We start from the raw sequence: 20,901 nt of genomic DNA, 5'->3' as shown, positions 1-20,901 counted from the left end.
GCCAGGCTTCTGCAAAAGGATTTATCGACTTCCTTGTTTCCACTTCTTTTATTGAAGGCTGCCTTGAAAATAAAGTCGATAAGCGATAAGCGGCTGTTTACAGAAGCGGAAACTAATAATTATGTGCAGCATATAAATAGATGTTTTATTTTTAAGGTTGGCAGCCAATAAGATAAAGGAAGTATTTTAAAAAATGACCCGGGTCACTTTTCAGGAGGCAGAGTGGTGACTGAGGGCAGTGTTGAAAAAGAGAGAAACTCCGTACGATAAAAGTACAAACTCTCTTGAAAGGGTGAAGAACGATGAAACAAGGAGATGGCAGAGAAAGAATGGCGGTATTGGATATTATCCGCGGCTTTGCATTGATAGGAATTCTTGTCGTCAACGTTCATCTAATGACGTCGCTGTCGTTTTACTACATGAGCTTTGGTATGAAACAGGTGCCGGAAGCGGGGACAGTCGATTACTGGATCAGCCTGATAGTAGAGTTTTTTGTGGAAGGATCGTTTATTTCAATCTTTTCTATTCTCTTCGGAATCGGCTTCTACTTGTTCATGACAAAAGCCAAAAGTAAAGGATGGCAGGAGAAAAAGCTTTTTGTAAGGCGCCTTCTGATACTGGGGCTGTTCGGATTAGGTCATCTTATATTTTTCTGGATAGGTGATATTCTCTTTTATTATGCCGTCAGCGGATTTGCCCTTCTGCTTTTTTATAAAGTGAAGGACAGGACGCTCCTCATATGGTCTGCAATACTATTAACCGTGTTCTATACTTTATACGCTTCACAGATCTTTATTCCAGAATCATTTCAGCAATCGATGCAGACTGAAGGAGAAACAGCGATTGCCGCTGCTTCGCAGGCTTACAGCCAGGCTGTATCTTTCGAATGGTGGCTGTTTCGGCTGAATGTGGAAGTGCCGCTTGCTCTCGGTCAGGTAGTCTTTCTTATCCCTTATGTTCTTGGATTGTTCCTGCTCGGTTTTTACACAGCAAGAAAAGGATGGTTCCGCAATCTTTCGGCAAATCGCCCGCTTTTCAAAAAAATTGCGGCAGCGGGACTGGTTCTGGCTCTTCCCTTCTGGGCAGGCATGACTTATGTAAGGTTACAGAACGATCTGGGAGCTGATATGTCCGCCTACTTTATGTACGACCTGCTGCTTCGGCTGGGGGCGCTTCCCCTGGCGATGTGTTATATCAGTATAATTACGCTGCTTGTTACATCTGGAAAATTCACAAGCTTTTTTAAAAGGATAGAAGCGATGGGAAGGATGGCACTTACAAACTATTTAAGCCATACGGTGCTCGTTGTATTCTTTGTTCACACTACCGGATTATTTGGAGAGCTTCCTGTATGGGGGAATATGCTGCTTGCAGCTTCTGTCATTATGCTTCAGCTGTGGTGGAGTCCGCTGCTGTTGAAAAAATATCAGTACGGCCCTCTGGAAGCACTTTGGCGGAAAGGAACTTACGCAGGGGCTGTGAAAACCAGTTTAAGAAAAACGGGCTGAACGTTTATGAAAAATTACTCCGGCAATGAGCGGAAAAAAGAAGCGGGGAAGCCTTTATCCATCAACATTCTGATGGATAAAGGCTTCCCCGCTCTCTATTTTATTAAAAGAAATGCTAGAATAAAAAAGTGGCAGCGTAGGCGATAAGCGGAATCGTCACGAGTGACAATATTGTAGAAAAAGAGATTGTCATTACAGCCGTATCTTCCTCGTCTGTGTATCGGGAAAATAAAATCGCAGCAAGCATAAATGTAGGCATGCCGGAAAGGACAATAACGACGTTGCGTGTCAATTCTTCAAGTGGAAGAAAAGGAAGCACCGCCAGGGTAACAGCCGGAATAAGCAGCAGTCTTACCGTCAACGGAAACCATATTTGGGGAAATACGCGGAATCCTGTGCGTTTCAGCAGCTGCTGAAGCAGGATACCGATGTAGAGCATAGCCAGCGGGGCAGCAAGGCCGGAAAGCAGTTCGACCAGCTGGCGCAGGACAGCAGGCGGCTCCAATTCCAGAAAAGCAGAGCTGATGCCGACAATGACGGCCGCAAGCGGCAGATTCAGCAAAGATTTCAGCTGGCTTAAACGGAAAGTGCGTCCGGATTGAAGCAGGTAAAGCCCGACAGTAAAAATAACAAAATCAAGGCCGGCGTCGAAAATAGCTGCAAGCAGGCCTCCGGTCGGACCGAAGATAGTGGCACACAGCGGAATGCCGATAAATCCGGTATTGCCGAGAGCGGCGAGGATAGTCATTCGTTTGGCGAAATCAGATTTGAAGCCGGCTATGCGTGCGAAAATCAGCGCAGCCCCAATAGCTGCGAGGTGAAAAATGATCGAAAGAACGAAGATCACCGCGACCTGGCGGAGAAGCTGATCCGATACATCTGTGTTAAATACTCCGTTTAAAATCACCGAAGGCACGGCGATATTAAGTACGACAATAACAAGCAGCTGCTTTGTTTCCCGGGTGATATGTATTTGTGAAGCGACAAGTACACCAAGGGCAACCATAATGCCCATGACAGTAATTGCCGTCGCTACAACGGCTACTTCCATGACATGACCTCCAGCTTCGAGTAATTCCAAGGTTTATTTACAAGAATGAATTTCATAACAGAAGTCAGCCCTGTAAAAACCGTATAAGTCAGATGAGCTCCGCTGCCGAAGGACTCAGCTGATTTCATTCTCCTGAATGGATTTTCGCTTCTGCATCCGGATCTCTGTCATCAGAAGACCGATTCAAAGTTCTTCATCAAACAAAGCAGTAGACAAGCAGAATAGTTTCAGCCGGTGTGAACGAAGGATAAAACAGAAGTGTCTGCACACTGCACTCTATATTATTTTGAGCTGTTCAATGGATTTTCTCTACCGACAAAAGGTTTGCGTTAATCGTTTCCGGCATTTTCAGGAATGGCAGTTGGGAAAGTCTGCACATTCAGTTACAATACGAGTAAAGTTTCATAGCTGTTATTATTAATGAGCATCTATGGTGTTTTGCGTAAGGGGCTTCAGATCGTTTCCATGCTTTCTTGTCCTGAAGGCAGGAGTGATTAAAATAACAGTGTTACAGCAGCGCTGAACGCTGGGAAAGCAAGGTTATACATATGGTGGAATTACTTGTTGTGTTTATTGTACTTCTCGCCGGAAGCTTTATTCAAGGGGTCAGCGGTTTTGGCTTCGGATTAATTGCAATGAGCTTCCTGCCGCTTCTGTTTACCGTTAAAGAAAGCACCCTGCTCGTAATGTCGCTTTCGCTTTTTGTCGCGGCAAGCATCGCGATCCAGATATGGCAGCATATGAGGTGGCGCTCTCTTATCATACTATTAAGTGCAGCGTTTTTCGGAAGAATCGGTGCTTTTTACGTATTGAGCAATTACGGGGAACTCGATGTGATGAGAGATTTTTTAGGGGTTTTCCTGCTTCTCGTCGTTCTTTATTTGTTTTTTGGTGCGAAGCGGGCAGGGGGATTATCTGCAGATACCCTATGGATCCCAATTGTGTTTGGAATGATGGGAGGATTCGTCGGGGGTATTTTCGCTGTTGGAGGGCCTTTCTTCGTGTTTTACCTTCTCCTCGTTTTTGCAGATGATAAATACGCGTACAGCGCCAATCTGCAGCTGACATTTCTCTTTACGAACTCCATGACGGTCATTTTGCATGGAGTGAATGGAGATTTCAGCGGGGAGTTTCTGCTGTACTTTTTAATCGGTATTGGGACCGTCCTTGTCGGCACGAGACTCGGGGTGAAATGTTTCCGTTATATATCCCAGGAAAATATGCGCAGGGCAGCGGGTGCTGTTGTAGCTCTTGCGGCATTAAATTTAATCTTTTTTTAATGGCGCTCCGTTCATCTCGAAGAGCTTCCTTCACTCCACCTGTTTAGAGGGGAAGCTCCATTCCTGTAAAAAGCATATTCATCCATCTTGGTTATGGTGCAAGGATTTTGCATAAGTGTCTCTGTTAAAGCTGGTTTTAACACATGCAGAAATCTTCTCTTCAGCTCTGTTGTGAATGGAAGTCGATAGAAAAAAGCTGCCCTCGTCTGTTTTGCAGATTTGCGGGGCAGCTTCTTCTTTCATTTATTCATTTCTGTAAAGTTCGGGACGCCGGTCGCGCAGTACGGGGATGTTTTCCCGGATTTCGTGGACATCATCGGTTTCTATATCAGCATAGAGGATCGTGTCTTCTGCTTCTCCTGCTTCCGCAATCACTTTGCCGAGCGGGCTTATTACAATGGAATGTCCGCCATACGTATTATTCGGGTCAGAACCAGTACGGTTGCAGGCAGCGACAAAGCACTGGTTTTCGATAGCCCGCGCGATGAGCAGGGACCTCCACTGGTCGATACGGGGTTGAGGCCACTCAGCGACGACGTAAAGTACAGACGGCTTATGTTCAGGGTGAAGCATATGGGTGCGTATCCACTCCGGGAAGCGGATGTCGTAGCAGATAAAGCCGGCAGCCCAGCCATGTTCTAGCTTGAATAAACTGCCCTCATTTCCCTCCTGAAGATGTTTTTCTTCCTCCATAAGCCGGAAGAGGTGCGCTTTGCTGTATTCTCTAACGAAAGCTCCGTGCCGGTTAAAGACGAGCATCGTATTAAAGAAACCTTCGTCCGTTTTTTTAGCGACAGAACCAGCAACGAGGTTGACACGGTGCTTTCTTGCCTGCTCTGACAGAAACGTCACCGCTTCACTCGCTTCTTCGTCAGGGTTTTCTTTCATATATGAAAAATCATAGCCGGTCGTCCATAGTTCCGGCAGAAGGATAACATCGGCACCGGAGCTGACAGCTTCGGCAATGTTAGCGGAAGCATTTTCATAGTTCACTTCCGGATTTCCGAATGCGATATCCATTTGTACTAAAGCTGTTTTCAGCAGCATGATTTAGCCTCCTTTGAGGTTTAGTATACATGAAGACTGGGGTGTTTTCCCAGCTTATAACTAGGGAATACGTTCGTAAACAGGGAGGGGAGAGATTATGGAATTTGTCTGGTTACGAAATGATCTGCGGATCCACGATCATCAGCCTCTTGTTGATGCTCTTGCATCGGGGACGCCGGTGATGGCAGGCTACGTTTTTGACCGGAAGCATGATAGTGTGACGGAAAACGGTTTTCCGCGCATGGATAAAAAACGCCGCCGCTTTTTAATTGAAAGTCTCCTTGATCTGCATCAGCAGCTCGGCCGTCTTGGAGTCCCGCTGGTGACTGCCCATGGAGATACTGCACGCGAAATCAGGAACTGGTTCCAGCAGTATCCCCTCTCCCACGTAAGGGCCTTCTCTTATCCTGGTGTAGAAGAAATAGAAGAAGCACAGGCGGTGGAAGAAGCGGTACGTCAATTTGGAAGTACGTTGACCCTTTACGAGGGAGAGACGTTGTTTCATGAAACGGATCTTCCATTTACACAGGAAGAAGTTCCGGGAAGCTTTTCTGCCTACCGTAAAAAAATAGAAAAAAGCAGGCTCCTGCCAAGACAGGAAGCCGGAGAGCCGCAGGAGCAGACCCCACTTTACTTAGAAGACCATGCTGAAACCGGAGAAGAGCTGATGAAGCAGTTCCGGACTATGAACGCCTCCACACTTGTCAGCGGAGGGGAAAAGGAAGGGCTTAAACGCTTAAACGATTACTTCTTCCTGACCCGGCACGTGCTTCATTATAAAGAAAGGAGAAACGGTCTTTTTGAATTTGATGACAGCTCGAAGCTTTCCCCCTGGCTTGCTAACGGATCGTTGTCTCCAAGAAGAGTCTACTGGGAGCTGAAGCGTTTTGAGCGGGTTGTGGAAGCGAATAAATCGACCTACTGGCTCTTTTTTGAACTTCTCTGGAGAGATTATTTTCATATGCTTTTACGAAAAGAAAAACACGCCTTTTTTAAGAAATCCGGTATTCAAAAGCTGCCGGTAGTATGGAAGCAGGATGCCGGGCTGTTCGAGGCGTGGTGCACCGGTAAGACGGGCTACCCATTGGTGGATGCTTCGATGCGGCAGTTGAAAGCGACCGGGTACATGTCCAATCGTGGAAGGCAGAACACGGCTGCCTTTTTAACCAAAAACCTGGGAATTGACTGGCGGTGGGGGGCGGCCTGGTTTGAGTCCCAATTAATTGATTACGATGCCGCCAGCAACTACGGAAACTGGCAGTACGTGGCAGGGGTTGGGACAGATGCCACAACGTTCCGTATTTTTGACGTCGTAAAACAGGGCAGGCTTTTTGATCCTGACGGCGTGTTTGTAAGACATTGGCTTCCTGAACTCCAGTTTGTTCCGAATGAATACATTTATGCGCCGTATGAAATGGAAGAACTAGCCCTCATCGAAGCGGCGCTGCAACTAGGAAGTGACTACCCTTATCCTCTCGTTCCGCTGGAACACTCTGCAGAGGAACGAAGGGCTGAACACGAAGAAGCACGAAAAATCAGGGATTCTTCTTCAAACTAGTCTTTTATTCCTTTTTCTGAATTTTTTCTCCAAGAACAGTCAGAAAGAAAGCACTTGGAATAAGCAGACCGAGTGCTGCCTGCAAGAGTGCAAAAAAACGGGCTGACCCTACTGGAACGTAATCGCCGTAACCGACCGATAGAATAGTGACACCACTGAAGTATAAAGATTCCAGGAATGTAATATCAACAGCCTGGTCAGTGGGGTCGTTAATGCGCAGCACCGTTTCCTGAAAAGAAAGCACATAATATAAGAACGCAAAGCCGATAGTAATCCCGGTCAGGGTGAAGAACAATTTCAAAAGTAAACCGGTATGTACTTTACTTTCTTTGAATCTGCCCTGTCGGAAAAAATAAATAAGATTAGCAAGGATAAAAAGAACGCCTAAGCCTAAAAGAATAAGATTCAGCATAAAAAAACCTCCCTTCCTTTCTGTATGTTACCCGTAAGGAAAGAAGGTTAAGCTTTTACAGCTGAAGAGAGAAAAATCAATTACCAGCTGGATTTTTTTACCCCGGGTACCTGATTTTTATGAGCGAGTTCGCGGAAAGCAATTCGGGACATCCTGAATTTTCGCAGTACTCCACGCGGCCGTCCGTTTACCTGGAAACGGTTTGTGAGGCGTGTTGGAGAAGAGTCACGTGGAAGTTTGCGAAGCGCTTCGTAATCTCCTTTTTCTTTTAATTCACGACGCTGGTCAGCATAAGCTGCTGCGAGTGCCTCCCGCTTTTTTTCCTTTGCAATTTTAGATTTTTCAGCCATTTTTAAGCGTCTCCTTTCTATTTCGTTGGCTCTGTTAAAGCTCTGTGTTGTTTTTTTGGAGGGCCTGCGGCTCTTCCGCCTGCCGCAGAGAAAGCCTTAGGGTTCCCTTGCGTCCGGGAGGATCTTCCCGCTTTCTTTTTCCGCAGGCGTCTTGAAAAATCACTTTGGCACTGGCTTCAAACTTTGTATATTCTTGATTTAACCAGCGGGTTTTCTGTATTGGAAAATCAAAACGAAGCGGAAGCGATTGTAAATGATAAAGAGCAGTAATGTTCCCCTTTATATGCGTAAGAACCATAGACTTTAACACTGCTATTTCGTTACGAAGAATAATTCATGAAGGGATTTTTACATCTGTAAATATGAAGAGTAACCTGCTCTGTTTAAATCGTAACTATTACGATTTAAACAGAGTGAATAGAAATTTTCAAGCTTTCTTCTGATAACAGGAAGTTTTGACGGTTATGTACAGCAAAAACCCTTCATGACAATGCTGGTCATGAAGGGTTTTTCCAGTTTCTGAACTTTATTTTGTGCCGCCTGCGTCGGAAATCAGCTTTCGTGTACTCCGAGAGCCAGCTTGGCGTAACGGGACATCATCGACTTGTCCCAGGGAGGGTTGAAGGTAATATCTACATCAATTTCGCCAATTTCCTGAATTTCCTGAAGTTCGCTCAGCGCTTTTTTAATGTCGCTGACAATAGTTGCTGCAAGAGGGCAGCCCATTGAAGTAAGGGTCATAATTACTTTTACGTTATCTTCTTCATCGAGCTCAACTTCATAAATAAGCCCGAGGTTTACGATATCTACACCGAGTTCAGGGTCAACAACATTCTCCAGCTCAGCCATTACCCGGTCTTTTAGTTCCTGTTTATCTTCACTCATGGTCACGACCTCCTTTTCTACTATGATACTAAATAAAACCTGAAAATGAAAACCCTCAACACCGGCTTGTACAGAAAAGCCGGAAACAGGGGGAAAGAAGACTTTTATAAGGTTACTTTTTCTGATTGCAGCAATCGGGTATACTAATAAATAAAATGCAGCTTTTAACTGCTCAAATAAAGAAAAAAGAAGCAGAAGCTTTCTTCTCTGATCCGGCAGAAATTTTGGGGACATCTCCCGGTGAAGATAGAGCAGCTTCTACAAAAATGTATACGAGAAGGAGGTGGCAGAATGTTTGAAATATTAACAGCAAATGAATATGTTACTTCATACGGTGAAATGCTGGTGCAGATTATCGGCAGTGCCGTCCTTGGTTTTTTAATTGGATGGGACCGTTATTCAAAAAGTAAACCTGCAGGAATAAAGACATACATGTACGTCTGCGCTTCCTGTTGTTTAATAACTCTCGTCTCCATTCACAGCGTCATGCACTTTGCGGAAATATCAGATAATATCATGATGGATCCGATGCGTCTGGCTGCGCAAATCGTATCCGGACTCGGATTTATCGGGGCAGGAGTTATTCTAAAAGACGGATTTAATGTTACCGGCCTGACGTCTGCAGCTATGATATTTTTTGTAGGTGGGGTTGGTATTGGTATCGCTGCAGGATTTTACGGCCTTTCGATCATAGCAGTTATTACAACTGTTATTCTGGCCCGGGTTGGAAATTATATTGAAGACCGGATGGATGCAAAAGAAGAAAAATAAAAGATAGGGGAGCTGTCCGATAAGGATAGGGGGAACGGCTTCGTACTGACAAAGACCTGTTAGACAAATCTCCGTCTAACAGGCTTTTTAACACCCTCTTCCGTTATGTGTGTACTTTTCAGGCTTTTTGGGACAGTCCCTTTCTTTTTGTAAGCTGACTTCGTTTTCTACCTTAACGTCCCTATTAAAAAATGAGTGCAGAGAAAGACGGCGGGTTCCGCAGGGGGGAAAGCGACATCTGAAGATCCAATTTTACGGAGGTTTTTTCGTGGAAGTCAGCGGGAGATAAGCCCTCGTGAGAGCGGCCGTCGGCATCGGAGGTCCTTTTCCTTATTCGGTTATTACAGGATGAACTTCTACTATGAAATTTATGCACCTTAATTAAATATTTTAAAAAAGTTCTTTTCCTGAATTTCTTTCTTCGTGTAGAATGAAGGGAGAAAGCGTTATCAATCTTAACAATACGTTCAATGGGAAGAAACTGATAAAACAGGAGTTGATTTCATGTATATTGGTGTAGATTATTACCCTGAACAATGGCCGAAAGAACGATGGAAGACAGATTTGGAATTGATGAAGGAACTGGGCATAAATGTAGTAAGGATCGGAGAATTTTCCTGGTCTCTCCTGGAGCCGGAAGAGGGAAGCTACGACTTCAGGCTGCTTGATGAAGCAGTCAGCTTTATTGCTTCCTACGGGATGAAAGTTGTACTGGGAACTCCGACGGCAACCCCGCCGGCCTGGCTTGTGCAAAAATACCCGGAAGTTCTTCCTGTTCAGGAGGACGGACAGACGATAGGATTTGGTGCACGCAGACATTATACAGTGAACAGCCGGGTGTTCAGAAGGATGTCCCGGCACATTGTGGAAGCGATGGCACGCCGGTACGGCAGTCTCGAAGCTGTCATCGGCTGGCAGACAGATAATGAATACGGTCATGAGAAGTCCGACCGCAGCTATGGTCCGCGGGATCAAAAAGCTTTTCAGGACTGGCTGAAAGAAAAGTACGGTTCGCTTGACGACCTTAACAGAAGATGGGGGACGGTTTTCTGGAGCCAGATTTATACAGACTGGGCGCAGATCCCGGTTCCGCGAAAAGTTTTTCAGGAACATAATCCTTCTCTGCTGCTGGATTTTGACCGCTTCTGTGCGGATGCTTATACTTCCTATAATAAAATGCAGACAGATGCTCTGCGGGCGAGGATCGATAAAAGGCAGTTTATTACCCATAACTTTGTTTATACCGGTCTTGCCCAGGATCAAAATGCGATAGCAGAAGATCTCGATTTCATTTCTTTTGATAACTATCCCGTCTGGGGAGGATTGGCAGAGCCGATCCACCCTGCTGCGATTGCCCGTCAGCATGATCTCTGCCGCGCGACAAAGCAGGGGAAAGGCTACTGGGTCATGGAGGAACTTTCCGGGGCACAGGGGTGGAGCCAGATAGGCTACCTTCCGCGGCCGGGGCATCTGAAATTATGGACCTATCAGGCCATTTCCCGTGGAGCGGAAGCGATCGTATACTTTCGTTGGAGAGCGGCACGGTTCGGAACCGAGCAGTTCTGCCACGGCATACTGGACCACGACGGAAAACCGCGCAGAAAGTTCGAAGAGGTCCGTGGTGTTATTCAATCACTGGAGCCTTTTGCCGATGATTTTCTGGAAGCTGTCTTCCCTAAAGAAATTGGTTTTTATCACGATCCGGAAAACGAGTGGGCATGGAATATACAGCCGCAGTCCGACAACTTTTCCTACCCTCAGGAGGTGCTTCGTTTTTATGAACCGGCTCATGCGCTGCAGATGCAGACAGATATCTTCCGGGAAAAAGAGGACCTGACGGACTATAAAGTGCTCATCGTCCCGGTTTATTTTTTAGCTAAAAAAGAAATGAATGAGAAATTTAAACAGTTCGCGGAAGCAGGCGGCACGATCATATTCAGTTACCGGACCGGCGTAAAAGATGCTGATAATGTCGTCACTGATCAGACGCTTCCAGGTGAGCTCGCTGAGCTGTGCGGGATTGAAGTACACGAATATGATTCCCTGCGCGGGGAAAGAAAAGGTTCTGTCCGGGGAGTCAGGGGTGCCCTTGGCGGTACGGGAGGAAATACGGAAGTCTGGTGCGATTTTATTGAACCGATTTCAGCAGAAGTGCTCGCTGTTTATGAGGATACATGGTTTGACGGGAAAGCAGCAGTAACGAAAAATCAGTATGGAAAAGGAACGGTTTATTATGTTGGCAGCGGCTTGAACAGGGATATGCTTCTTCGACTATATAAAGAAGCTTTCACGGAAGCCGGGCTGTCCCTGCAAATGGAGAATACAGCTGTCGAAACAGTTCGCCGGGCCTCCGGGGATGTCGATTATTTATCCGTGATGAACCATAGTACAGAAACCGCGGAACACGTGGAACTTCCCGCTGGCAGCTGGAAGAATGCTTCAGAGAAAGAAAACGAACACGTCTTTAAAGGACTGATTACTCTTCCGCCACTGACGAGCATCGTGCTTCAGAAACCAAAAATAACATAACGGACAATCGGCAGAAGGTGTATGGTGCAGCGTCATTATTTCTTTTAACGCTGATTACTTGAATCCTGACTGAAATTTTCAAACAGAGCTTCCAATAAAAACTTTTCACCTGCGTTTAATTTGAATTGAAAAAAGGGAAATACAGTAATAAAGAGGGAAGAAGGGTACGGACAATCTTCAACAGTTTCCCTCTTCCGAATCTTGTTTTTTTCATGAGAAGGTTCTCAATTTTTAACAGTAACGGAAAAATATCTGGTATTTCGATTAACAAGCAGGAGAGAAGGAGGAATTGAAAATGGAGCTATTTGGATTTCCGATGACGACCGTCTATCTCATTCTACTATTTGCAGGAGTCAGTCTCGCTTTCCTCTATGTATTTATTGGTGAAATGCTCGAAGGTCTGCTTGATTTTGCCGGGGACGCTGTTAACTCAGTGACCTTCATTGGATTCATTACTTTAGTCGGGGGGATCGGTTTTGCAGGTGAAGTTATGGGGATCGGAACGAGCGTGTCGCTGTTTTTGATAACTCTCGCAGCTGCCGCGATTATATCCGGGCTTATTAATTTGTTTATTATTATTCCAATGAAAAAGCAGAGAAGAAAGAAAACTACTTCATAAATCGAAAAGGTTATAAAAATAGAGGGAAAGTTCAAAATCGACTAAAAAAGTGAGAAGAACTTTAGCCAAAGACTTCCACAGTTTCAAGGCGCTGTCTCAAAAGGTCTATCGAGACAGTCCGGGAAGAACTTACGGAAACGGAAAAGGTGTTAAAAAGCCTGTTAGACAGGAATTTGTCTAACAGGCTTTCAGAGTGTTGATTAAGTAAAGAAAAAAGTCTATGTATTCTATTCCTTGTATTTTCTCCTCCGCTTACCGGCGGAAGCCTGCCGTGGGGTTTGTCTTCAGCTATTTCCAATTCCCGGATTAATTGGAGAGGATCTTCAGGCGGCGCTTTAACCCCACTGGCGTCCCCGCCGGACACGGCAGAGAAAATCACTTTTTTTATGGCTGCCTTGAAAATAAAACAGATAAGCAATGAATGGTCGCTTTCGTTTCCATCGGGACGCTTTCCGGGCGGCCGGTCTCAGCTAATCCCTTCCTCCCTGCGCTCGGCAGGGGTGGTGCTCGTCCTTATTCGCCCCGGAGTCGACCCATGTCCACTCCAGCTTACGGTAAAAAGATAGAGAAGTATCTGCCGCCTACTAAAGAAGATCCTTTCTTGAACATCTTTCATACCACCTTTATAGATAGAAATTCTATTCTTGTAAAAGGGCATTTTCATGCTTCATGGTGCAAAAATATTTGGATGAGTGTCTCTGTTAAAGCTCCGTGTTGTTTTTGAAGTGCCTGCGGCTCCTCCGCCTGCCGCGGAGAAAGCCTTCAGCTCTCCCTCTCTATCGTCCGGGAGGATCTTCCTGCTTTCTTTTTCCGCAGGCGTTTCCGCCCTGGCATTGTTTCTACCTTTCTGCCTTCTTTATTTAACCAGAGGGCTTTCTGTATTGGAAAATTAAAACGAAGCGGAAACATGCCAGTGGAAGCGGAGTTTTCTACATGTATCAACAACAGATTTTAATACAGCTTAAGAAATATGCCCGGGGGCAAAAGCGGGGGCCCCCGGGCATTTTATGTGGAACTTGATCTGCCGCTTTATTTTTTCCAAAAAGTAAAGCCGGATATTTGTTCGACGGGAGAATGCGGTATTTCTGTTTCGGCGAGCGCGCTTGTTACCAGATAAGCGGTATCAGTGTAGCGGTTTTCTTTGCCGCCCCGCATCGCTGCGGTCACATATAAGTTTCCGCCGGCATTAGTGAAACTGACCAGATTATAGCGTGCCTGGCTCGTATAGCCTGTTTTCCCCCCGGTCACAAAAGGAGAGTATGATTTTGAAACAGGATAAATTTGTTCGTTTGTCGTCGTCCATACTCTCTGTTTATTTTCTCCAAATGGGTCCGTATAGTCTCCTTTATAAGTGTGGGTAGTTAAAAACTGTTCTGCATCTTCCTGCTTCAAAAGTTCAAACATCATCAGAGCCAGATCATAAGGGGTGGTATAGTGCTCTGGATCGTGGTATCCGTGCGGATTAACAAAGTGAGTATCTTCTGCGCCCATAGCAGCAGCCTCGTCGTTAACAAGTTCCATAAACTTTTCTGTAGAACCACTGATATGGTGAGCTGTCGCGACTGCAGCGTCGTTTCCTGAAGGCAGCATAAGTCCGTACAGAAGGGTTTCGAGAGACATTTTTTCCCCGGGACGAACTTCGGCGAGCGAGCTGTCGTAAGGGACATCCACTGCTTCCACAGGAATAAGTACTTCCTCGTCCAGATTTCCATGCTTTAAAGCTGTATAAAGCGTCATAATTTTAGTCGTGCTGGAGGGATAAAACCTCGATTTTCCATTTTTGTGATAAGCAATCGTTTCGATGGAATTAGCGGCTATAAGTGATCCTGCAGCATTTGTCTGTCCGGAAATATCAAAATGCTCATCAACAGAAAGAGAGCTTTTACCCTGAAGTCCGCTTGCATCGTACTGAGGAATCTGCTTCACCTGTTTGCCGGCGTTTGAATCGAAAGCTGTCTTTCCGCTGGAAGCATTTGCCTGCAGCGGAATCATAAAGATCAACAAAAGACTGAAGAAAAAAGCAGCTGTACAGGCAGATCGGTTCATCATAGTTTAGCGTCCTTTCTATGTGGGTTTCCTGGTGCATGAATAAGGTCGCATCCTATGGTGGATGCTGCCTGGGGGCAGGCTTGAGAAAACAGAACTTTTTCTTACCACCAGATGTAAGTGCTATTATACTAAATTTTCTGGTAAATGAGGAGTAATGACCTTTATCCCCGTTCCGGAGCAGGAGAAGACAAGAGAAATGTCTGGGATATACCCGGCGTGTTAAAACCGAGGGCAAATTGAAAAGCCGTTTCAACATAGGCAGCAAGAAAACTTTTCATGTCAACTGGAGAAGCAAACAGAGAAATTTCTCTTTCATGAAATTCCTGCATGGAGCTCTGTGTTTCCAATGGAAAATATGAATAGATCAGTGATTTATCTGTAAGATCCAGAGAAGTATTTAATATGTAAGCCTGGTAGCTGTTCCAGCGGTAGAGAAGCGGCCGCGAACATCTCTCTGTTAAAAAAGGAAATAAATGAATATATTTACATATTTCCAGACAGCTTCTTGTATTCAGAACCGGTAACGTCCGACTGTCAGAAAAGACAGGTCTGCTGATACCATATTTCTTTTTTATATAAAAAGCGTATTGATGATGAATAAAATGAATGATTTTTTCAGGTGGAAAGCTGCCCGGTTCTATAAGAAGATGAACGTCGGAAGTAGTTAAAGAATAGGCCAGAAGCTGAAAAGAATATTTCTGTTTCGATCCTGAAAGCAGCTTAAGATACTTTTGAAAGTCTTCTCTCCGCAGAAATACCGCCTGGTCCGCAGAGGCATGATAGTAAATGGCAGGTTGATCAGGAAGCTGGGTTAAATGGAACATAAGACTTCATCCTTTATAAAGCATAGTCATGAAGGGCAGAGATGTTGGAACGATTTCGTTTAAGGCAGTGGAACTAATTCTTCATTCAGGCAGGGAAATAACGATTTACTGCCGGATTCTCATGCTGGAATCCGGAAACGCAGATACTGGGATAGACAAACATATATTCGACAATTATTCATGAATTCCTTTCAAAAAATGAAAAAGTTGACTTTCTGCGGAAAAGAGGTGTTTTTAAGAGCAAGAAAGGGAAAACTTATTCTATGAATTCATTTACGGGAGAATACTACAAGAATAAGCAAAATATCAATAACTACGAATTCAGGAAGTGAGGTATTTATTTATGAAGAAATGGTTTGCAATGGTAACTTCAGCTGCAGCGGCATGGACGATTATTCCACAGGCGCGCACAAAAATATTAAATTGGCTGGAAGATGGTGAAAACAAAGATAAAACATCGGAGAAAAAGAAGCTTGAAAGTGCTGACACTTCCTCCGAAATTAAAGCAAAGAAGGCAGCTTCAAGTAAGCGCCGCAGAGAAACCGAAGTAGAAACGAAAAAGAAGCAGAAATCAACGTCCGGCGCGAAAAAAGATTCGAAATCGTCTTCCGCTAAGAAAAACAAAGCAGAAGCTGAAAAAAAGCAGTCCCAGGAAAACAGTGAAGAAAAAGAAGTACAAAAACCGAAAACCTCTTCTAAAAAGAAAGATAGGGAAACTGCCGGTGTACCGTCGGAGAAAGAAGAGAAGCGGGATCAACAGGAAAAGGAGAAAGAAGTAAATATAAATGAAGAAACGGGAGGAAGTCCGGAACAAAAAGAGGACTCGGAACTGCATGCTGCAGAAACCTCCGATAAAGAGGAACCTGCTGTAAAATCTTCCGAAGCGGAAGAACCCGTATCGGCTGATTCCGGGCAAGCCAAAGAAACGGCAGACGAGAAAAACGCAGAAAAAGAGCAGATAGAAGAAAAGCAGGATGAAGAAAAGGAAGAAGAGACGAGTAAAGAAAGCCCGGCTGGGAAAGAAACTTCAGCCGGTGCCGACAACACAGAACCGGAAGAATCAGATAGCGAGCCCGAGAAAGAAGGTCCTGTTTTTTATAAATTAAATGAAGCAACGGCTGAAGATTTAGTGAATGTTCCTAGTATCGGAACCGATCTGGCTGAAAAAATAGTAAAACATCGAAAAGAACACGGAGATTTTCAATCGGTCGATGACCTGGCAGAAATAAGAGGAGTAGGAGAAAGAAAACTTACTCAAATTAAACGGTTCGTTGATGTGTAAAGAAGAACGGACGCACATCCATCCTTTTTACCGGTTGGATAGGCCTCCCAACATTTCTGTAGGTGAACCGGCTTTATTAGGCAGCTCCACATTCCTTTTGACAGCAGCAGAGACAAAAGTTTTAGAGGCAGGCTTCAAAAGTTCACTTAATATGTATATTCGTATTTAATATCCCCCTGAGGCGTCATGACGTATTTCTGTCATGACGTTTTTTAGAGAGGAGAATTCAAGAATGCCGTTCTGGCCGGCGTAGAAGCATCGGGAAGTACAACGATGAATGTACCCACGCTCTGCAGAGACTCCAGCGTTTTCCCGTGCAGGATTTCTGTCCCCGGGGCCCCGGATAAAATTATCCTTGAAAAAGAGCCGGTAGCAGACGGAGTTCTCAGCATTACGCGGTCTTCACCGAACTAAAAAATATGTAACTTCCAGAAAGATTCTTTCCCCTTTACGGCTGTCTCCGTTACAATAAGGAAACCTGCATACAGGTCCAACCGTATATGTATTCAAAAGGATCGGGCCTGTTTATACAGCTGGACTGCCCGACGCAGATTGAAAGCGAATGGAGGAGCAGAATACTAATGAGATATTACAACCGGGGATCCGGTTTTTCAATTTTTTTCTTTATAGCAGTTATCGTATTCGTCTGGTGGTATCCGTTCGAAGAAACGGAGGAATTACGAGATGAAAGTTTTCAAAATACGGAAACCTTATCTACCGAGAAAGTCAGCCTTGAAGGATCTGTTATGAAAGACGGCCATACTATGGCGCCGGCAGTCCGTTTACTTGAAGAAATGGACGCGGTAATTATTGAAAATGACGCAGAAGCCGTTACTGCAGAAAAAGGAGATATAACCATCGAGCTTACTGAGGGAAGCGGCTCAGCCTCTCTTAATGGGGAAGAAGCAGAGCTTGAATTGCCTGCAAACAGAGAGGGGAATACTTTATATGCTCCCGCCCGCTTCATCGCAGAATCGTTAGGTGGAGAAGTGAGCTGGGAAGACGCGGAGCATGCCATGCTTATTGAATATGACAATAAAGAAATTCTCGCTCCTGTAGAGCAGCCTTTGGAAGAAGAGCAGTCTCAGGCACAAGGAAATGCAGACATGTTTCAGGCTGCCGGCATTTCCGTCGGAGATGATGTAAATTTATTAGAGCAAATGTGGGGAGAACCGGAGCGGATTACTGAAAGTCACTATGGGTTTGAATGGTATGCTTATCACGATAACTATAAAAATTTCCGAATGGCAGGAGTGGCAGACGGAGAAGTGACGGCTTTATATACAAATACTTCGGAAGTCCGTTCGCCTGAAGGACTGAGTCAAAACCTTTCCCGTCAGGAAGTAAGAGATAAAATGGGAGATCCGGAGACGGCGATAGTTAAGGGGAATACGCGTTATTCGTTAAGTGAAACGGAAGAGTCGGATTTATTTCCAATAGAAGAAGGATATTTGACGGTTTACTATGATATCCATCAGGATAATAAAGCCACGGCGTATCAGCTTATCGGGGAAGATGCAGAGCAGTCACTTTCCGGTTATTACGCCGAAGGGTCAGCACAGCTGGCGGAGGACTTTTCGAGACAGATGTTTGACCTTGTTAATGCGGACAGAGTGGAATTCGACCTGGACCCGCTGGACTGGAATGACGAAATAGCGGCTGTCAGCATTGATCATAGTGAAGACATGGCTGAACAGCAGTATTTCAGTCACGAAAACCTGGAAGGCGCCTCCCCGTTTGACCGAATCCGCGAGGCGGGTATCAGCTATACACGAGCAGGAGAAAACATTGCCTCGGGACAGCCGAGTGCTGTGATGGCTCAGAGAGGTCTGATGAACTCGCCGGGACACCGCGAGAATATTTTGAACCAGTATTACCGGGAACTCGGCGTCGGCACGGCTTTTGATATGGAAAACCGTCCTTTCTATACGCAGAAATTTTATACGAGATAAAATCAGAACAACCTTCGTTTCCACAGGAACGCTTTCCGGGCAGGAAGGCCTCAGCTGTTTTCGTCCTTCCTGCTGAAATGAATTTCCGCCTCGTCTTCTGTCGTCCTGGAGTCACCCTGTTTCTCCTTCGGCTGCCGGTGAAAGACTTTCTTTTTATTGTTTTGTCATATGCAGCCTGCAGTGGGAATATCTGCTCTTAAAAATACTGCGCTGCTTTTGCACCCAGGTGAAGACACATGCTTTTCCAGTTCATATGTTCAACTTGTTAAAAAGCCTGTTAGACGGGAATTTGTCTAACAGGCTTTTGTCTGTGTGAAGCCGTGCTGCTATCCTTCTAGGACAGCTCCTTTTCCATGGTGCAAAGGGGAGCCCTCAGCTGACCGCCTCCACCCCATGTCAATTAATTTCCATAAATCAGCAGGGGTAATCTAAAAAATAATGAAATTGTAACCTTTAAATTGTATTAAATCATGTATAATGAGCACAGAATTAAAAATTATAGAGAAACAGGGGGCAGCTGCAAGGAAAGTGGTGGAAAAGCTGTGGCAGAAAAGTTGACTTAAGAGAACAATAGGTGGAAATTTAAACAAGATATACGGGGAGGAAAAAAGATGTTCAAAAAAGCAATGTTGATGCTTTTAGCAGCAGTCATGTTTTGGGGGGCTTCTACAGCCTATGCAGACGATTTTCAGGATATTAAGGGACATAATCTTGAAAAGGAAATGCGTGAAGCGATTGATCTTGAAATAATGAAAGGCTACGGGGGAGGAAAATTTGGAGCTGACGACTCCGTTACAAGGGCGCAGTTTTCTGCCTTTTTATCCCGAGCTTTAAATCTGCCTGCCGCTTCAAGCTCGAACAGCTTCAGCGATGTAGAGAAATCTTTTGGACTGGCGGATTACATTTACGCTGCTGAAAAAGCAGGGCTTATTAATGGCTATCCGGGAGGGACATTTCGTCCCCAGCAGGATATTACAAGGGAAGAAATGGCGGTAATGATTGACCGGGCGCTCGCTTACGAAGAACTTCCTAATAAAGATGATAAGCTGAATTTTACAGATGAACAGGACATTAATCCAAACTACGTGAAAGCCGTCGCAACGAATGCTTCCTATGGGATCATAAAAGGTCATGCTCTTCCTGACTCATCACAGACAAGGTTTGCTCCGAAAGATAATGCGACACGTGCTCATGCGGCTGCTTATATTATCCGCCTGCTCCACTCTGTCGAAGAATATCGTGACAATCTGGAGATTCCTCCCAGCCCTCCGGTAAATGAAGAGCCGCCTGAAGAGGAGCCGGTTCCATCAGAACCTGAAGGAGACGGGGATTACCGTGCGGCATCAATCAGTTCGGACGGTAAGTTGACTGTAGGGAACAAACGGTTCGCTTCTTATGACGAAGCAGTAAAACAGGCTTCAAAGAACCAGACAGTGATTTTAAAGGGAGAACGAATTGTAAAGATAAAAGACGGTATTGTCCGTCCGAAACATCCAACAGCAAATATAGCTAACGTTTACAGCAACAGTAATCTAGCAAATGCTAAAACTTATGCTACCGACGATGTCCGTTTTGGTTCCGAATTCGATTATGTAAGTTCCAACGGGAGTTATGTAGAAGTAAGCTACGCTGGAACGACCGGTTTTTTCCATATTGATCATGTGGAGATGATTCCGTCCCAGCAGGCAGCAAACAAACGAAATTATTACGCCGTGCGCAGCGGGGACCTGTATCACTATTTATACAACCCGTCTGCAGATAACTATGCTGCTTACCGTTATGGGAAAGCTCCAACTTTTCTGTCTGCCGGCACGAAATATTACAGCAGGGACGGAAGCACGTTCTTTACGGCTTCCGGATCAAAGGCAGGAGAGCAGGACCAGTATTTTAACGTACTGCCTGTAAAGACAAAAACAAGTTATACAGCAGCAGATCTGGACCGCTATCTGCAGAACATGAGCCCGGCGGGCAGCGGCAGTCCGCTTGCAGGAGAAGGAAAATCCTTCATTAAAGCCGAAAAAGAATACGGCATCAATGCGCTGTACCTGATGGGGAAGGCTATTCATGAAAGTTCCTGGGGCACGAGCAGAATTGCGCAGGATAAGAAGAATCTTTTTGGTCTTAACGCATCTGATTCCAATCCTTACGGCAATGCAGATGTTTTCAATAGTTTTGAAGACAGCATTATGTATGCTGCCCGTCACATCAACAATAATTATGCCGATCATTCCAACTGGCGCTTCAGCGGATCGATTCCTGGAAACAAAGGTCAGGGATTTAACGTCCGCTATGCCTCTGATATGTTCTGGGGGCAAAAAATTGCCGGACATATGTACCGCGCTGATGAATACCTTGGTAAAAAAGATTATAATAAACTGACAATCGGAAAAACGAATACAAGCGGACTGAACGTTCGTGAAAAAGCCGGTGCAACTCAAAATAGGCTTTACCGTTACGCTTCTTCAGGGCACTATACAGCGGTAAGAGGAGAGATAAAAGTGGGAACTCAGACCTGGTACCAGGTAAGTGCGGACCATAAAAATCATTACCATGCTTATATGCACAGTGCTTACGCAGATATTCTCAGTTTTCCTAAATAAACACCCGTACGGGACTAAAAGGCTTTTTGAAAGTTTTGTGAGCACGGGAAATGCTGTTAATAGATAAGAGTTAGCCCGGATGAAGGCGCGGCATAGAAAAGGAGACCCTCACCAAAGTGTGGAGGTCTCCTTTTCATATGAACTGGCTGCTGAGCCCCGTGCTTTTAAAACAGGCAGCGGACGT

At 45.1% G+C, this 20,901-nt stretch carries 16 protein-coding genes; 9 read left to right on the top strand and 7 right to left on the bottom strand.

From position 1 onward, the window contains the following. Nucleotides 1-302 precede the first annotated feature (302 nt). Nucleotides 303-1,508, top strand: coding sequence for a DUF418 domain-containing protein (locus FTX54_RS14370; protein ID WP_147803769.1), 1,206 nt, complete (start codon nucleotides 303-305; stop codon nucleotides 1,506-1,508). Nucleotides 1,509-1,623: 115 nt separating this feature from the next. Here FTX54_RS14370 and FTX54_RS14365 read toward each other — a convergent pair whose 3' ends face one another. Continuing rightward, nucleotides 1,624-2,559, bottom strand: coding sequence for an AEC family transporter (locus tag FTX54_RS14365; protein ID WP_147803770.1), 936 nt, complete (start codon nucleotides 2,557-2,559; stop codon nucleotides 1,624-1,626). 548 nt (nucleotides 2,560-3,107) lie between these two features. Here FTX54_RS14365 and FTX54_RS14360 point away from each other — a divergent pair. Then, entirely contained in the window at nucleotides 3,108-3,839 is a 732-nt protein-coding gene (locus FTX54_RS14360; protein ID WP_147803771.1) for a sulfite exporter TauE/SafE family protein, read from the top strand. Between the two features lie 243 nt (nucleotides 3,840-4,082). On the opposite strand, the gene FTX54_RS14355 is transcribed toward FTX54_RS14360, so the two are convergent. Continuing rightward, the gene (locus tag FTX54_RS14355; RefSeq protein ID WP_147803772.1) at nucleotides 4,083-4,886 is read right to left on the bottom strand and encodes a carbon-nitrogen family hydrolase; all 804 of its coding nucleotides are present in this window, start codon (nucleotides 4,884-4,886) and stop codon (nucleotides 4,083-4,085) included. Between the two features lie 97 nt (nucleotides 4,887-4,983). Between FTX54_RS14355 and FTX54_RS14350 the strand changes: the two genes are divergently transcribed. Next, a complete protein-coding gene (locus tag FTX54_RS14350) occupies nucleotides 4,984-6,444 on the top strand; it encodes a cryptochrome/photolyase family protein (RefSeq protein ID WP_147803773.1) in 1,461 nt (486 codons plus the stop codon). Nucleotides 6,445-6,448: 4 nt separating this feature from the next. Here FTX54_RS14350 and FTX54_RS14345 read toward each other — a convergent pair whose 3' ends face one another. From FTX54_RS14345 to FTX54_RS14335, 3 genes are all read right to left on the bottom strand, one after another. Next, a complete protein-coding gene (locus FTX54_RS14345; protein WP_147803774.1) occupies nucleotides 6,449-6,856 on the bottom strand; it encodes an ion channel in 408 nt (135 codons plus the stop codon). A gap of 80 nt (nucleotides 6,857-6,936) precedes the next feature. Next, nucleotides 6,937-7,206, bottom strand: a complete 270-nt coding sequence (gene rpsN, locus FTX54_RS14340; protein WP_147803775.1) for a 30S ribosomal protein S14 — start codon at nucleotides 7,204-7,206, stop codon at nucleotides 6,937-6,939. Nucleotides 7,207-7,758: 552 nt separating this feature from the next. Then, the gene (locus FTX54_RS14335) at nucleotides 7,759-8,091 is read right to left on the bottom strand and encodes a metal-sulfur cluster assembly factor (protein WP_147803777.1); all 333 of its coding nucleotides are present in this window, start codon (nucleotides 8,089-8,091) and stop codon (nucleotides 7,759-7,761) included. Nucleotides 8,092-8,382: 291 nt separating this feature from the next. On the opposite strand from FTX54_RS14335, the gene FTX54_RS14330 reads away from it, so the two are divergent. The 3 genes from FTX54_RS14330 to FTX54_RS14320 all read left to right on the top strand — a co-directional run bounded on the left by FTX54_RS14330 (nucleotide 8,383) and on the right by FTX54_RS14320 (nucleotide 12,010). Continuing rightward, nucleotides 8,383-8,862 carry an MgtC/SapB family protein gene (locus tag FTX54_RS14330; protein ID WP_147803778.1) on the top strand — a complete coding sequence of 160 codons (480 nt, stop codon included), beginning with the start codon at nucleotides 8,383-8,385 and terminating at the stop codon, nucleotides 8,860-8,862. 504 nt (nucleotides 8,863-9,366) lie between these two features. After that, on the top strand, nucleotides 9,367-11,391 hold the full coding sequence (locus FTX54_RS14325) for a beta-galactosidase (RefSeq protein ID WP_147803779.1): 2,025 nt from the start codon (nucleotides 9,367-9,369) through the stop codon (nucleotides 11,389-11,391). A gap of 295 nt (nucleotides 11,392-11,686) precedes the next feature. Continuing rightward, complete coding sequence (locus FTX54_RS14320) at nucleotides 11,687-12,010, top strand: hypothetical protein (RefSeq protein ID WP_147803780.1); 324 nt, start codon at nucleotides 11,687-11,689, stop codon at nucleotides 12,008-12,010. A gap of 1,029 nt (nucleotides 12,011-13,039) precedes the next feature. On the opposite strand, the gene FTX54_RS14315 is transcribed toward FTX54_RS14320, so the two are convergent. Then, the gene (locus tag FTX54_RS14315) at nucleotides 13,040-14,059 is read right to left on the bottom strand and encodes a D-alanyl-D-alanine carboxypeptidase family protein (protein WP_147803782.1); all 1,020 of its coding nucleotides are present in this window, start codon (nucleotides 14,057-14,059) and stop codon (nucleotides 13,040-13,042) included. 161 nt (nucleotides 14,060-14,220) lie between these two features. Further along, nucleotides 14,221-14,883 (bottom strand): hypothetical protein, encoded by a 663-nt coding sequence (locus FTX54_RS14310; RefSeq protein ID WP_147803783.1) that lies wholly within the window; start codon nucleotides 14,881-14,883, stop codon nucleotides 14,221-14,223. 343 nt (nucleotides 14,884-15,226) lie between these two features. Here FTX54_RS14310 and FTX54_RS14305 point away from each other — a divergent pair, with 343 nt between their 5' ends. The 3 genes from FTX54_RS14305 to FTX54_RS14295 all read left to right on the top strand — a co-directional run bounded on the left by FTX54_RS14305 (nucleotide 15,227) and on the right by FTX54_RS14295 (nucleotide 20,717). Continuing rightward, nucleotides 15,227-16,165, top strand: a complete 939-nt coding sequence (locus tag FTX54_RS14305) for a helix-hairpin-helix domain-containing protein (protein ID WP_147803784.1) — start codon at nucleotides 15,227-15,229, stop codon at nucleotides 16,163-16,165. Nucleotides 16,166-16,746: 581 nt separating this feature from the next. Further along, nucleotides 16,747-18,117 (top strand): CAP-associated domain-containing protein, encoded by a 1,371-nt coding sequence (locus tag FTX54_RS14300; protein ID WP_187254546.1) that lies wholly within the window; start codon nucleotides 16,747-16,749, stop codon nucleotides 18,115-18,117. Nucleotides 18,118-18,728: 611 nt separating this feature from the next. Next, the gene (locus FTX54_RS14295) at nucleotides 18,729-20,717 is read left to right on the top strand and encodes an S-layer homology domain-containing protein (protein WP_147803786.1); all 1,989 of its coding nucleotides are present in this window, start codon (nucleotides 18,729-18,731) and stop codon (nucleotides 20,715-20,717) included. Nucleotides 20,718-20,901: the final 184 nt, after the last annotated feature.

The sequence above is a fragment of the Alkalicoccus halolimnae genome (assembly GCF_008014775.2).
In the GTDB taxonomy this organism is placed as follows: domain Bacteria; phylum Bacillota; class Bacilli; order Bacillales; family Salisediminibacteriaceae; genus Alkalicoccus; species Alkalicoccus halolimnae.
Note: the sequence above shows the minus strand (reverse complement) of the source record. Positions and strands in the feature narration are given on the sequence as shown.

Coding starts and splice junctions, on each gene's coding strand:
- FTX54_RS14370 (WP_147803769.1), top strand. CDS start 303: ATGAAACAAGGAGATGGCAGAGAAAGAATGGCGGTATTGGATATTATC.
- FTX54_RS14365 (WP_147803770.1), bottom strand. CDS start 2,559: ATGGAAGTAGCCGTTGTAGCGACGGCAATTACTGTCATGGGCATTATG.
- FTX54_RS14360 (WP_147803771.1), top strand. CDS start 3,108: ATGGTGGAATTACTTGTTGTGTTTATTGTACTTCTCGCCGGAAGCTTT.
- FTX54_RS14355 (WP_147803772.1), bottom strand. CDS start 4,886: ATGCTGCTGAAAACAGCTTTAGTACAAATGGATATCGCATTCGGAAAT.
- FTX54_RS14350 (WP_147803773.1), top strand. CDS start 4,984: ATGGAATTTGTCTGGTTACGAAATGATCTGCGGATCCACGATCATCAG.
- FTX54_RS14345 (WP_147803774.1), bottom strand. CDS start 6,856: ATGCTGAATCTTATTCTTTTAGGCTTAGGCGTTCTTTTTATCCTTGCT.
- rpsN (WP_147803775.1), bottom strand. CDS start 7,206: ATGGCTGAAAAATCTAAAATTGCAAAGGAAAAAAAGCGGGAGGCACTC.
- FTX54_RS14335 (WP_147803777.1), bottom strand. CDS start 8,091: ATGAGTGAAGATAAACAGGAACTAAAAGACCGGGTAATGGCTGAGCTG.
- FTX54_RS14330 (WP_147803778.1), top strand. CDS start 8,383: ATGTTTGAAATATTAACAGCAAATGAATATGTTACTTCATACGGTGAA.
- FTX54_RS14325 (WP_147803779.1), top strand. CDS start 9,367: ATGTATATTGGTGTAGATTATTACCCTGAACAATGGCCGAAAGAACGA.
- FTX54_RS14320 (WP_147803780.1), top strand. CDS start 11,687: ATGGAGCTATTTGGATTTCCGATGACGACCGTCTATCTCATTCTACTA.
- FTX54_RS14315 (WP_147803782.1), bottom strand. CDS start 14,059: ATGATGAACCGATCTGCCTGTACAGCTGCTTTTTTCTTCAGTCTTTTG.
- FTX54_RS14310 (WP_147803783.1), bottom strand. CDS start 14,883: ATGTTCCATTTAACCCAGCTTCCTGATCAACCTGCCATTTACTATCAT.
- FTX54_RS14305 (WP_147803784.1), top strand. CDS start 15,227: ATGAAGAAATGGTTTGCAATGGTAACTTCAGCTGCAGCGGCATGGACG.
- FTX54_RS14300 (WP_187254546.1), top strand. CDS start 16,747: ATGAGATATTACAACCGGGGATCCGGTTTTTCAATTTTTTTCTTTATA.
- FTX54_RS14295 (WP_147803786.1), top strand. CDS start 18,729: ATGTTCAAAAAAGCAATGTTGATGCTTTTAGCAGCAGTCATGTTTTGG.